This window comes from Caldicellulosiruptor hydrothermalis 108 (assembly GCF_000166355.1).
GTDB lineage: Bacteria > Bacillota > Thermoanaerobacteria > Caldicellulosiruptorales > Caldicellulosiruptoraceae > Caldicellulosiruptor > Caldicellulosiruptor hydrothermalis.
In genome coordinates, this window is record NC_014652.1 from 191,993 (window position 1) to 205,393 (window position 13,401).

A 13,401-nucleotide genomic window follows, 5' to 3' on the forward strand; every position below is an offset into this window, starting at 1 on the left:
ACAAAAATATAAGGAGCTGCCGCAACATTTTGGCAGCCCCTGTTTTAACCTCTTAGTTCTCTGGAGGTTTATATTTGCCTGCAACCAAGTCTTCTAAGTCTTTCAACATCTTTTGAACCTGTTCTTTTGCAATCACAAAATCAGACTTTCCATTTCGAACAACCATGTAAAAATCGTCGTTGTAAGGGATGTACTCCATCACATCAACCTTTCTGTTGACAAGATAGAACTTCATGGTAACCTCGGGTGTGCCTGTTGGCTTTTTGTCGTTTTCACCGTCAATTAGAAGGCCAATGATTTCCTGATAGAATTTTTTGAATGTGTCTTCATCAATTTTTCTTCCGTCAGCCTGGAAGTTGTATTTGTACTCATCAGATTCTTCTTCGCTTGTAGCTTTTTTGATGAGCTTTTTGTCAAGTATAAGTGTATGTTTCTTCTCTTTAGTAAAGATTTCAATCTTGTCAACATAATCGATGTTTACAATATAAGCAAACTTTTCTATGAGGTCAAAAGGCTTTATGGTATTCATGAAATCTGTTTTGTAAGTTGACATTGTAAATACAACTTTCGAGTCAGCCATTCTGCAGTAAACAGTTGAGTCATCTGCATTGTTGCCCACAAAAAGATGCAAAGTGTTTTTGTTGTCCTTTACAATAAGCTCTATCCTTGGTGACTGCAATCCATACTTAGGATTGTATACATCTTCACCAACTATATCTTCAGGACTGAAATTTGGAACATTTTCAATAAACTCTGAGAACTTGTCGCTTGCAACTCCAACTGGTTGGCTGTATGGCTGAACCAAGTTCCAAAGCCTTACATAGTATTTCCATTCATTATCTTCTTTGTTCTTTTCGTCTACTTTCTTTATTTCAATTGTAGGCTGACCTTTTCTGACAAGTTTGACATAGGTAATATTTTGCGTATCTATTTCTGGTATTTTGACACTCAAAAGCTTCTGAGGTTTTATGGTAAAGTTTTCTGCGTGGTTTGTCCACACAACATAAACTTTTGGGTCGCCTTTTTTCATCAGGTAATAAGTGGAAGTTATTGGCGTTTCAGACCCAAGATAAAATGTAACTTTTTTTCCGTCGCTGAAAGTTGCCTCAACAATTGATTTTGGATTGTCAAGTCCGTATTTTTTGAGGTCTTTTGGGTTGTTATCAGCTATTTTTTCGGCTGTCATTTGAGCGCACGAAAATGCTATATCGTCGATCTTGTCCTGGTCAAAATAAAGAGGGTTGTTGATCCCATTTACAATCCACTTGTCTTTTACCTTTTCAAGGACAAGATGAATGTCGTCATGCTTGATATCTATCTTTGTAATCTTATTTCTATCAAAATTTGTTACAGTAACAGAGGCTGAAGAGGACTTTTTTTCTTCAGCCTCTTGTTTTTTCTTGTTCACATAGCTTACATAAAAGTACGCGCCAATTATAAGCACCAAAACTAAAAGTACCGATACAATTGTGAAAAGCCTATTTTTCTTCTTTCTCATAGATGTCTCCTCCTCAGCCAGATAGTAAGACCTAATATCAAGATAACAACAGGTATTCCAACAACAGTGATTGCTGCCCAGACCATAGCCTGTGTTGTACTAAGATTGAGCCTAAAGGTTGTGAGGTCTTTTGGCTGGATCTGCAGATTGTCTTTTTTGTCCTGCAGCCAGTTAAGGCTATTTATCACAAAGTTCAGGTTTCCAGGAACGCTTTTTGAAAACTGAGCATTTAAAAATGTTGCATTGCCAACTATTACAACCTTTGCGTCTCTTGGTCTTAATTTTGTATTGAGAGCATCTGCCTTGTCGGTGATTGCAACAGCTAAAGTAAACGGTCCGCTCTCATCGCCTTTTTCTTTGCTAAGTGATGTTGAGTTTAAGTCCTTTCTGAGCCATGAATTTGATGTTGTTGTAAGAAGTTTTTCAATAGTAATTGTTCTTTTCTTAAATTTTGTCTCAACAATTGGCTGAGCACTTGGTAAGAGCATATACATATTGTTTAAATCTATTGGGTTTACGATATCATGTGATTCAAGCTTTGGTAAAATCCATACAGGATTGCCTGCATTGTAGTTGTTATCTCCTTCCATAACAACACCATGTTCAAGCCTTACTCCTAAGCTTTCAAAAAGGCTGTTAAAGTTTTTGAGTTCATCTTTGAGAAGGTCCATCAAAAATAGAACTCTTCCACCACTGTTTATATAATCTTTTAGTTTCTTTAACTCTATGTCAGATATATCAGTCTTAGGTGAGATAACTACAACAGCCGATACATCCTGCGGAACACTTTTTTCAGTAAGAAGATTTAAATCCTTTATTTCAAAGTTTGCAGCTTCAATCTCGCTTGAAACGCCAAGCCCAACAAGCGTGTCCTCTCCGTGACCTTTTAGTTCGTACAAAACAGGGCTTTTGTCAGATGTAACATACAAAATGGCAGGTGTTAGTTTTTGTTCAATTGTAAGACCTGTTACGTTTGATTCGCCTGTCTGCTCATCATATGAATAATCAACCATGTCATATCTGTTTATTACTCTGAACTTGCTACCGCTTTCGACAATGAGTGACCCCTCATCAATTCCTGAACCGCTTGTGTCATATTTTTTAACAAACCCTGGGTTTTTATAAGGGTCTATGTATTTAATTTTTACATGAGAGGATTTTTCAGCATATTTCTGGATAAACTCAGATATTACAGGGTTTTCATTTCCGGTCGGGAAAAGAGCATAAATTGTAACGTCTTTTTTTAGATTTTTCAAAAGGTCAACCGTGGGTTTTGAAAGTGAGTATAGTCTGTTGTGTGTAAGGTCAAGCTTTGCTGGAATTTGACCAACCAAAAGGTTTAGAACTATCAGAATAGCGATTACAGAGGCTGTCAGCATAGTAGCGTATCCGCCATATTTGAACTTTCTTGTCTTAAATGAGCTTTTTATACTCTTTAAATCGAGCTTCACCATTTCTTCCCCCTTTTTTAGCTCCATCTTCTTTTCTCAAGTACTCTTATTGTGAGGAATATGAAAACAAATATAAAAGATAGATAGTAGACTATTGATGACAAATCCAGAAGTCCGTTTGTGAATTTTTGATATCTACTTAAAAGCGAAAACCATTTGAAAAATCTAACTATAGCATTGTCGTAAAACTCTGGTTTTAAGATGTATACTGCAACAAATGACCCTGCTCCTATAATTGCTGCTGATACACTAATGATTATATTTCTTATAGTGAGGTAAATCCACGCGCAAACCAGACCTACAAGGATTAGAACAAATACAAATCCTGCAACTCTATCTGTTGGAAGAGCACTTTCCAGCCAATCTATAACCCATGTCAAAAGCAAAGCAGAAAATGTCACAACAGCTGCAATGAACTGGTTGTCTGTCAGTGATGATATAAAAAGACCTATTGAGATAAATGAACAGCCAAGAAGGAAAAATCCTATATATGCACCCAAGGTTTCTGCAACAGGAATGTCACCGTAAAAAGAAAGTATTATGGGGTACAATATGGTAACAGCAATGGTGATAACAAAAACAGTAACAGCAGCCAAATACTTGCCAAGTACAATTTCAGTAAGTTTCAACGGTGATGTTAAAAGGAGCTGGTCTGTCTTTGTTCTTGCTTCTTCACTCAAAAGTCTCATTGTCAACACTGGCACAACAACTAAGAATATAAACGTTATGTTACCAAGCACTGATGTATAGTTCGGGCTTGCTGGAAACAGGTTTGACACTGCAAAGAAAAATCCTGAAATCAAAAGGAAAAATCCCATGAATATATAACCTGTTGGTGTTGAAAAATATATTTTTAGCTCTTTTTTCAAAACTGCGCTCATACAGCTTCAGCCTCCTTCTCCTCGGTTGTAAGCTGCAGGAATATCTCCTCAAGCGTCAGGTCAACCGCTCTCATCATCAGAATAGGTAGTTTTGCCTCACTCAGCGCATAAAATATATCTGCCCTTATATCTATATCGTTTTCTGCTTCAACAATAATCTCAACAGTGTTTGGTTCTTTTGGTCCAATGAATTCTATGTATTTTACACCCGGTACCTTTTCAAGTATTCCATAAACCTTTTGTCTTTGACCCAATACTCTTAGCTGAAGTTTGCTTCCGTGGGTAAGTCTTTTAGATAGATTTTCAGGCGTGTCACTTGCAACTATCTTGCCTTTGTTGATTATCAGAACTCTTTCACAAACAGCACTGACCTCTGGCAGAATGTGAGAGCTTAAGATTATTGTGTGCTCACTTCTTAGAGACTTTATCACAGACCTAATCTCAATTATCTGCTTTGGGTCAAGTCCGATTGTTGGCTCGTCCAAAATCAAAACAGGAGGGTTGCCAATTAAAGCCTGGGCAAGTCCAACTCTTTGCTTATAACCTTTTGAAAGATTTTTTATGAGCCTGTTTCTCACGTGGGCAATGCCAACAGTTTCCATTATCTTATCCATGCTTCTTTTTTTCTCTTTTTTATCCACCTTTTTGATATCGCTCACAAAGTCAAGATATTCTTGCACAGTCATGTCCATATAAAGCGGTGGGTTTTCAGGAAGATATCCTATTCTTTTTTTCACTTCTTCGGGCTCTTCTAAGATGTCGAATCCGTCAACGTAGGCTGTTCCTTCTGTGGGTGATAAATACCCTGTTATGATATTCATGGTGGTAGACTTTCCAGCACCGTTTGGACCTAGAAAACCAACAATTTCCCCCTTTTGCACTTCAAATGAAATGTCGTGAATTGCATAGTGCTGGCCATACTTTTTGGTTAAGTGTTCAACCTTTATCAAAAATTATCCCTCCTCTAAAATCAATAAAGTATATGGGCGCTCAACTTTAATTATAGTATAAACTATATCACAATGTGTTAACAATTTGTTAAATAAAAAAATAGACAGAGCTGAAAATATTACAAAGATGCAAATAGAAAAAGCTGCCACGTAGATTGGCAGCTTTTTGTATGTAAATGCTCTTTAGTTCTTTAGACCCTTCAAAAAAGCTATATCTTGCATATTCTTTCCACAAACAGATTCAATTACAACCATGTCTTTTTCAAGCCTTGTTATCTTCTCAGAGTTTTCTTCGGTCTTAACAAAAAGCAGCTGATGTTCTTCTTTGTTTTTTGATATCTCAGAAGAAAGCAGACCTTCAATTCGTGCAAGCTGATGAGTAAAATTGTCATGTTCTGCCTTGTTTACCTGTGCTAAGTGCTCTAAGGCTTTTAGAATCTGAGTGTTTTCTGCAACCTGCAATTCTAACCTTTCAACTCTTGCCTCAAGTGCATCCATTCTTTTTTCAAGGCTTTCAACCCTTCTTTCGAGACTTTCAACTCTCCTTTCGAGACTCTCAACTCTCTTTTCGAGGCTTTCAACTCTCTTTTCGAGACTTTCAACTCTCTTTTCGAGGCTTTCGAGCCTCTTTTCAAGCCTGTCAACCTTTTGGTCAAGCACAGTGACCTTTTCCAGTATTAATTCCAGTATTTCCCTATCACTCATTGCTTTTCTCCTTAAAGTTTTGCTTGTTTTTCTTAATTATAACACAAACATAGAATAAAAATCTATACAATTATATCCAGAAAACATAAGCTATAAATATAAGATACAGCACTCCACCAAACAAAAGCGCAAATGGATTGACATTCTTTCTAATTTTAACCCACAAAAGATTTAAAACAGCAGACGAAAAAGCCAAAATCGCAGATACCATTGTAATTCCTTTCAAGTTCCAGGGTGTAAAGATTATACCAAAAACAACAGGGACAGATGACTGGAACACCATAGCACCTGTTATGTTTCCAATTGCAAGGGTGTCTTTTTTCTTGCCAATCCATATTACAGAATTCAGCTTTTCAGGAAGCTCTGTTGCAATTGGTGTTATGATGATTGAAAGAACAAGTGTTGAGATTCCAATCAAAGTGGCAACTTTCTGGACATATTCAACAAAAAGGTGTGCACCAAAGATTATTATAGCAAGTGACAAAATAAGCTGGACGCTTATCCAAAGAAGGTTGTTTGGAAGTTTTAAAAACCTTGTGAAATACAGCTCTTCAAGCTCTTGAGTTTCTTCATTTTCAGACTCATCCGCAAGCGTCTTTTTTACATAGATAAGATAAGCAACAAAAAGAATAAAGGCAATTATTGTTCTTATAACCTTATGGTTGTGTATAAAAGTTGTGGCAACAGCAATGCCATAGACAATCATAAAGTAGGTAAGGTCTCTTTCAAACACACTCAGGTCAACATTCATTTTTAGGGTTCTTTTTTTGAGCAATGTGTAAACTATAACTGCCAGCCCTGTGATAAAGAATGCAAGTGTTCCCAGCATAAAAGGTGCACCTGCAATCGCACCAATTCCAACTTGGTGAGAACTTTCACCCTTTGAAAAAAGAATGGCAATAATGGGTATAATGGTTTCTGGCAAAGCTGTGCCAACTGCCGCTAAAATACTTCCAACAGCTCCATCTGCAAGATTGAGTTTTTTCCCAAACCATTCTACTGCATTTGTAAAAAAGGTACACCCCAAAAGTATAACAAATAGAGAAATAATCAGTTTCAAGACATATCCTGCTACCATTTTGACATCCCTTTCTTTTGTTATGTTTCTTAATAAGAATACTACTATCAAATAAAAAATGTCAAGCAAAGACCAGCATTTTGGTCTTTGCCTGACAATGTTTTTGAAATTATTCTTTATGGAAGTGCCGTGTGAAATACTTTACAACTTCCACAATAGGGATAATAGAAAGTGACGCAACAATTACCATTGCCCACTGTGAAAAATTGAGGTAAGAGAGCCTAAATAGCTCTCTCAGCGGAGGAACTAATAGCACTACAACCTGAAGCAAAAATGAGGCTATAAAAGCAAGATTTAAATATTTGTTTGAAAACACACCCATTTTGAATAGCGAATTGATGTTTGAACGCACATTGTATGCATGTGTAAGTTGTATGAGGCTAAGTGTCATGAAAGTCATGGTGATTGCAGTTTTGTGACCATATAGTTTGTTTCCAATAAAGAATACCAGTAATGTTATCAAACCTTTTAGCAAGCCCTGATAGAGAATTGAAAAGCCAAGTCCACCTGCAAATATATTTTCTGAAGTTTTCTTTGGTTTTCTCTTCATTACATCACTTTCTGCTTTTTCCATACCAAGTGCTAAAGCAGGGAACGTATCAGTCACAAGATTTACCCACAGGATATGAATTGGATACAATACTACCCAGTTTAAAAGTGTTGCAAAGAACAATGTTACAACCTCTCCAATATTTGAAGAAAGCAAAAACTGTATGGTTTTTCGTATATTGTCATAAATCTTTCTTCCTTCTTCAACAGCTGCAACAATAGTGGCAAAGTTATCATCTGCTAAAATAACATCAGACACGTTTTTGGTAACATCAGTTCCGGTTATTCCCATACCAATTCCAATGTCAGCTGCCTTCAAAGCAGGTGCGTCGTTTACCCCATCACCTGTCATAGCAACTATTTTGCCATGACTTTTCCAACTGCTTACAATTCTTAATTTGTGCTCAGGAGAGACTCTTGCATATACTCTCACTTCTTTTACTCTTTCTTTTAGCTGCTGGTCATCTAATTTCTCAATTTCAGTACCTGTCAAAACTTGCGAAAGTTCATCTTTGCTTGTATCAATTATTTTTAATTCTTTTGCAATGGCTAAAGCTGTATCTTTGTGGTCTCCTGTTATCATCACAGGTGTTATTCCTGCTTGGTAGCAGACCTCAACTGCTCCATAAGCTTCTTTCCTTGGCGGGTCAATCATTCCAACAAGTCCTATAAAGATGAGGGTATCTTCAATAGCATTTTTATCTTCTAACTCATTTTTATCAATTTCTTTGTAAGCAAAAGCTAATACTCTGAGCGCATTGGAGGACATTTCTTTGTTTGCCTGCAAGATTTTTTGGTGTGTATTTTCGTCAAGGGGGAGTATTTCATCATTTACCATTATAAACTTACACTTATTAATTATCACATCGACAGCACCTTTGGAAAATACCAAAAGTTTTTCATCATTTTTGACCTGGTGTACAGTTGTCATCATCTTTCTTACAGAGTCAAAAGGTATTTCGTACACTCTTTTAAAAACCTTTTCGATGGCGTTCTTGTTCAATCCCTTTTCATAAGCAAATTTTACCAAGGCAATTTCGGTAGGGTCACCTATAAACTGAGGTTGTTTGTCAACCAGATCCAGTTTGACGTCATTACAAAGTGCCATTATTCTAAGAAGGGTTTTAGTTGCATTATCTTCATGTTCAAGATTTTCGCTCAAGTTATCATTACAATAGACTTTCACAACATTCATCTTGTTTTGAGTAAGTGTCCCAGTTTTGTCAGAACAAATAACTTCTACTCTTCCTAATGTTTCAATTGAAGACAGTCTTCTTATTATAGCATTTCGCTTTGCCATTCTTTGAACACCAATTGCCAAAACAATTGTGACAACAGCGGGAAGTCCTTCAGGGATTGCAGCAACAGCCAATGACACAGCTGTCAAAAACATTTCAAATACATCTCGCCTGTAAAGCAATCCTGTCACAAACACAATAAATGCTATAGCCAAAATTCCAACTGTGAGATATTTCCCGATTTCTTCTAACTTCTCATGAAGAGGAGTTTTAGTATCAATTGCAGATTGGAGGTTGACAAAGTTTGCAATTTTGCCTATCTCTGTTTTCATGCCTGTTGAAACAACCACGCCTTTTGCTCGACCATATGTTACAATTGTTCCCATAAAAGCCATATTGGTTCTTTCTGCAAGAGGTGTTGACTGGTCAAGAACGTCATTTGCATCTTTTTCAACAGGGACAGATTCTCCAGTTAAAGCTGACTCATCAATTTTAAGATTGAAGCTTTCAATGAGCCTCAAGTCTGCTGGAACAATATCCCCCGCTTCAATCTCAATTATATCACCAACTACTATTTCATCGGTTTTAATCTGCATCAGGTGTCCATCTCTGTAAACCTTTGCATATGGCATATTAAGTTTTTTGAGGGCATCAATCGCTTTTTCAGCTTTTAACTCTTGGGCAACTCCAAAGACTGCGTTGATGACCAGTACTGCCAAGATGATTGCGGCATCTGCTGCTTCGCCAAGAAGAATTGAGATTATAGCTGCAGCAAACAATACAAGTACCATTACATTCTTGAATTGTTCCAGGAAAAGAGCAAATATGGATTTCTTTTTTCCTTCTTCAATTACGTTTTTTCCATATACTTTAAGTCTTTCTTCTGCCTCTTGATAGGAAAGTCCGTTTAAACTGGTTTTAAGATTCTCCAAAATGGTCTTAATAGTTTTAGAGTGAAAATCAGAAAAATTTTGATTCAAACTCAAATCCCTCCTTCTTCAAAAGTGTTTTTGCAATGTTTTTAAAATTGCTAACAAAACTATTATGGGTTTTGCAAAATCTTTTTAAAGACAAATAAAAAAGACTTTTAACATGTGACGGTGAATCACATGTTAAAAGTCTCGCACACCCTATTTTGGGCCCTCATCCCCAGAGAAAGGTCTTTTAAAATACCTTTCTCGCGAATGTTGAGGACAAGGCTTTTGGTGCTACTCCCTTTTAACAAAGAGCAGAACCTATTTTTTGTTTTTCGCTAAGGAAGCTATTTATTATTTTACAGTAAAACCAAACTCTTTTCAATACCTTATTTATAGCTCATACTGATGTCCTTTTCGCTTTTTGCCCATCAAAGGGCCTTCTAACCAAAACATTGTTGTGTCCTCTAAAACTTCTACAATTTCATGAAAATCGCCCATCCTTGTCCAGAGCATATCACCTTTTTCAAGTATGTATTCCTTGTCTTCTGAAATCACTTTTAATTTACCTTCAAGTACAAAATAGTACTCATCACAGTCGTGAGCATGTTTTTCTACAATGTTTTTCTGCCCTTTTTTGTAATAGGCTATACCCCATGAAGAAAATCCCGGGTCACCAAACATGACAGGTTCTTCTCTAATATTTCGCTTTGGCATTTTTACACCTCACGAAATTCATTTTTTCCTTCTGGTATGTTATACTTATATTCTAACCCATGTTCATTGCAATTTGAAGATACATTCAAATTTTTTATCTTTTATTTTCCTGCAAGAGTTTACAAGCTTCACATCAAAATTGCAAGTTTTTTGTTTGCAACTTGCAGCTTACAAAAAATTATCCTCAATTTATTATTGATTGTTTAACAATTTGCTGCTATAATTAAACTTAACCCATTGTATACATGTATAAATGTTGTTTTTTGTATGCAAAAGATGTAATTTTTTTAGAACTAAAAAACTCAATAGTAAATAATTTTCAATTTATATACACAGGAGGTATAGAAATTGTTAAGGGAAGGGCAAGTTAGAATTCCGTCTGGTTGTGCTATTTCGGGGTTTATTAACAAAAAAGGTGTGAGAATTTCTGGCACAGACATCATCAATTCCATTGCCATCATGAAAGAAAGAGGAAATGGACTTGGTGGTGGATTTGCAGCGTATGGAATCTATCCAGACAGAAAAGATTGGTATGCTTTTCACCTATTTTTTGATGATATAAAAGCAAAAGAGGATACAGAGCACTTTTTAAACCAGAACTTTGAGATATTGGAAAGCGAAGTAATTCCAACAAGAAAGGTTTCAAGCATTCAAAACAGCCCAATTGTCTGGAGATATTTTGTAAAGCCGCTTGAGAAAAGATTGAGAGATACAGAAAAAACAGAAGAGGACTTTGTTGTTGACAGTGTAATGTTCATAAACAGCAAGATTGACGGTGCATATGTATTTTCAAGTGGCAAGAACATGGGTGCATTCAAAGGCGTTGGATATCCAGAGGACATAGGCGAGTTTTTCAGGATTGATGAATATAAAGCATATATCTGGACAGCGCATTCAAGATTCCCAACAAACACGCCAGGCTGGTGGGGCGGAGCTCACCCCTTTACCCTGCTTGACTGGTCAATTGTCCACAATGGCGAGATTTCATCATATGGAACAAATTATAGATACTTAGAGATGTTCGGTTACAAGTGTACACTCAGAACTGACACTGAGGTCATGGCATACCTTTTTGACCTTCTTTTGAGAAGGCACAAGCTTTCTGTTGAGATTGCAGCCAAAGCCCTGGCAGCTCCGTTTTGGAGTGTGATTGACAGGCAGGATGAAAAAGAAAGAGAAAAGCTCAGAGCAATAAGAGCAGTGTATGCATCTTGTTTAGTAAATGGTCCGTTTTCGATAATCTTGGGATTTTCAAATGGGATACTAGCGCTTAACGATAGAATAAAGCTGCGACCGCTTGTTGCTGCACAAAAAGGTGATTTTGTATATGTTGCATCAGAAGAGGCAGCAATAAGAGAAATCTGCAAAGACCCTGAAAAGGTTTGGATGCCCAAAGGCGGAGAGCCTGTATATGTTACTTTGGACGAAGGGGTGATAGTATGATTTCACTATATGAAAATGAGTTTGAGGTTGTAAGGGACGAAACAAAGTGCATTCGCTGTAAAGTGTGTGTAAGACAGTGTGCAAACGAAGTTCATGAATATGATGAAGAGGAAGACAGAGTAGTTGCAGACTCATCAAAGTGTGTTGCATGCCACAGATGTGTTGTTATGTGCCCAACAAAGGCGCTTACCATCAAAAAGACAGAAAATGCATTCAAAGAAAATGCTAACTGGACTCCAGCTTATATAAATGAAATATACAAACAGGCAGAGACAGGCGGAATACTTTTAACTGGCATGGGAAATGATAAACCAATACCAATTTACTGGGATAGGTTACTCATAAACGCAAGCCAAGTTACAAATCCGTCAATTGACCCGCTGAGAGAGCCAATGGAGCTGAAAACCTTTATTGGCAGAAAACCTGACAAGCTTGAGTTTGACGAGAACGGAAATCTAAAAACAAAGCTTCCGCCACAGCTTGAATTAGAGGTACCTATTATGTTCTCTGCAATGTCGTTTGGTTCTATTTCACTAAACGCTTGCGAATCTTTGGCAGCAGCAGCTGTTGAAGTAGGAACATATTGGAACACAGGCGAAGGAGGACTTCATCAGAAACTCTATAAATACAAAGAAAGAGCAATTGTTCAGTGTGCATCAGGAAGATTTGGTGTTGACGTTGACTATTTGAACGCAGGTGCGGCAATTGAGATAAAGATTGGTCAGGGTGCAAAGCCGGGAATTGGCGGGCACCTTCCTGGTGAAAAGGTTGGTGAAGAGGTATCAAGAACAAGAATGATTCCAATTGGCTCTGATGCTATTTCACCGGCTCCGCACCATGATATTTATTCAATTGAGGATTTGCGCCAGCTAATCTTTGCTTTAAAAGAAGCAACAAACTATACAAAACCTGTTGGTGTTAAAATTGCAGCTGTTCACAACGTTGCAGCAATTGCCTCTGGTATTGCAAGGGCTGGTGCTGACTTTATCACAATCGATGGTGTCAGAGGCGGGACAGGTGCTGCTCCACTTAGAATAAGGGACAATGTTGGTATACCTATTGAGTTAGCGCTTGCAGCAGTTGACTCAAGACTTAGAGAGGAAGGAATTAGAAACCAGGTATCAATCATTGTTGCAGGTTCAATTAGAAACAGCGCAGATGTTGTGAAGGCTATAGCACTTGGTGCTGATGCGGTCTACATTGGAACAGCAGCGCTAATTTCACTGGGATGCCATGTTTGCCAGAAGTGTCATACAGGAAAGTGTAACTGGGGTATTGCAACACAGGACCCTGTTTTGGTAAAAAGACTCAATCCTGAGATTGGAGCAAGAAGAGCAGCAAACCTTTTGAAGGCTTGGAGCCATGAGATAAAAGAGATGCTTGGTCTTATGGGAATAAATGCGTTGGAGAGCCTAAGAGGTAACAGACTTATGCTCAGAGCAGTTGGACTTACAGAGAAAGAAATGGAAATTCTGGGTGTCAAGCATGCAGGAGAGGGGGTATAGGCTTTGGCAAGGAAGATTTTCCCGAAAGAAGATGTATGTGTTGGGTGCCACCTGTGCGAGGTTTACTGTGTGTATGCTCACTCTAAATACAAAAAACCAAATGCGAAGGCTCATGAGCTTGTAAAGCTTTATATAAAACATAAAGATTCAAAACCAACACCGAGAATTTTGGTTGAAGAAAAAAGCGGAACATGGACCACATTTGCCCTGCAGTGCAGGCACTGCGATGATGCTCCATGTACAAAGGCGTGTATTACAGGTGCAATGAAGAGGCTTGAAGATGGAAGAATAGTGTGTGATGAGGAAAAGTGTGTTGGGTGCTGGTCGTGTATAATGGCATGCCCGCATGGAGCAGTAAGGCGTGGGGAGAACAAAAAAGCAGCGTCTAAATGTGATTTGTGTTTAGAGCTGGGCGAGCCTGCGTGCGTTAAAAACTGTCCAAACGAGGCCCTTGAAATCAAAGAGGTCTAAA

At 37.7% G+C, this 13,401-nt stretch carries 11 protein-coding genes; 3 read left to right on the forward strand and 8 right to left on the reverse strand.

Annotated elements, in window-relative coordinates; translation table 11 throughout:
- Positions 1 to 52: 52 nt before the first annotated feature.
- From CALHY_RS00745 to CALHY_RS00780, 8 genes are all read right to left on the reverse strand, one after another.
- On the reverse strand, positions 53 to 1,498 hold the full coding sequence (locus tag CALHY_RS00745; RefSeq protein ID WP_013402120.1) for a DUF4340 domain-containing protein: 1,446 nt from the start codon (positions 1,496 to 1,498) through the stop codon (positions 53 to 55).
- Positions 1,495 to 2,952 carry a GldG family protein gene (locus tag CALHY_RS00750; protein ID WP_013402121.1) on the reverse strand — a complete coding sequence of 486 codons (1,458 nt, stop codon included), beginning with the start codon at positions 2,950 to 2,952 and terminating at the stop codon, positions 1,495 to 1,497. Before CALHY_RS00750 ends, CALHY_RS00745 begins: the two co-directional genes overlap by 4 nt.
- Positions 2,953 to 2,966: 14 nt before the next feature.
- Positions 2,967 to 3,830, reverse strand: a complete 864-nt coding sequence (locus tag CALHY_RS00755; RefSeq protein ID WP_013402122.1) for an ABC transporter permease — start codon at positions 3,828 to 3,830, stop codon at positions 2,967 to 2,969.
- Positions 3,827 to 4,780, reverse strand: coding sequence for an ABC transporter ATP-binding protein (locus CALHY_RS00760; protein WP_013402123.1), 954 nt, complete (start codon positions 4,778 to 4,780; stop codon positions 3,827 to 3,829). Before CALHY_RS00760 ends, CALHY_RS00755 begins: the two co-directional genes overlap by 4 nt.
- Positions 4,781 to 4,963: 183 nt before the next feature.
- Positions 4,964 to 5,485 (reverse strand): DUF7310 family coiled-coil domain-containing protein, encoded by a 522-nt coding sequence (locus CALHY_RS00765; RefSeq protein ID WP_013402124.1) that lies wholly within the window; start codon positions 5,483 to 5,485, stop codon positions 4,964 to 4,966.
- 70 nt (positions 5,486 to 5,555) lie between these two features.
- A complete protein-coding gene (locus CALHY_RS00770; RefSeq protein WP_013402125.1) occupies positions 5,556 to 6,563 on the reverse strand; it encodes a sodium:calcium antiporter in 1,008 nt (335 codons plus the stop codon).
- A gap of 109 nt (positions 6,564 to 6,672) precedes the next feature.
- Positions 6,673 to 9,330, reverse strand: coding sequence for a calcium-translocating P-type ATPase, SERCA-type (locus CALHY_RS00775; RefSeq protein ID WP_013402126.1), 2,658 nt, complete (start codon positions 9,328 to 9,330; stop codon positions 6,673 to 6,675).
- 327 nt (positions 9,331 to 9,657) lie between these two features.
- Entirely contained in the window at positions 9,658 to 9,981 is a 324-nt protein-coding gene (locus tag CALHY_RS00780) for a cupin domain-containing protein (RefSeq protein WP_013402127.1), read from the reverse strand.
- Positions 9,982 to 10,329: 348 nt separating this feature from the next.
- Here CALHY_RS00780 and CALHY_RS00785 point away from each other — a divergent pair, with 348 nt between their 5' ends.
- Genes CALHY_RS00785 through CALHY_RS00795 form a run of 3 tightly spaced genes read left to right on the forward strand, consistent with a single transcriptional unit; the run spans position 10,330 to position 13,400 of the window.
- Positions 10,330 to 11,424 carry a class II glutamine amidotransferase gene (locus tag CALHY_RS00785; protein WP_013402128.1) on the forward strand — a complete coding sequence of 365 codons (1,095 nt, stop codon included), beginning with the start codon at positions 10,330 to 10,332 and terminating at the stop codon, positions 11,422 to 11,424.
- Positions 11,421 to 12,929: a glutamate synthase-related protein gene (locus CALHY_RS00790; protein WP_013402129.1), complete on the forward strand. Its 1,509-nt coding sequence runs from the start codon at positions 11,421 to 11,423 to the stop codon at positions 12,927 to 12,929. The genes CALHY_RS00785 and CALHY_RS00790 overlap by 4 nt, the downstream gene beginning before the upstream one ends.
- Positions 12,930 to 12,932: 3 nt before the next feature.
- Entirely contained in the window at positions 12,933 to 13,400 is a 468-nt protein-coding gene (locus CALHY_RS00795) for a 4Fe-4S dicluster domain-containing protein (RefSeq protein ID WP_013402130.1), read from the forward strand.
- The last annotated feature ends 1 nt before the right edge of the window (position 13,401 follow it).

Bases quoted from the DNA above. Each gene is read 5' to 3' on its own strand.
- CALHY_RS00790 (WP_013402129.1), top strand. From the start codon at position 11,421: ATGATTTCACTATATGAAAATGAGTTTGAGGTTGTAAGGGACGAAACA.
- CALHY_RS00755 (WP_013402122.1), bottom strand. From the start codon at position 3,830: ATGAGCGCAGTTTTGAAAAAAGAGCTAAAAATATATTTTTCAACACCA.
- CALHY_RS00770 (WP_013402125.1), bottom strand. From the start codon at position 6,563: ATGGTAGCAGGATATGTCTTGAAACTGATTATTTCTCTATTTGTTATA.
- CALHY_RS00745 (WP_013402120.1), bottom strand. From the start codon at position 1,498: ATGAGAAAGAAGAAAAATAGGCTTTTCACAATTGTATCGGTACTTTTA.
- CALHY_RS00765 (WP_013402124.1), bottom strand. From the start codon at position 5,485: ATGAGTGATAGGGAAATACTGGAATTAATACTGGAAAAGGTCACTGTG.
- CALHY_RS00750 (WP_013402121.1), bottom strand. From the start codon at position 2,952: ATGGTGAAGCTCGATTTAAAGAGTATAAAAAGCTCATTTAAGACAAGA.
- CALHY_RS00780 (WP_013402127.1), bottom strand. From the start codon at position 9,981: ATGCCAAAGCGAAATATTAGAGAAGAACCTGTCATGTTTGGTGACCCG.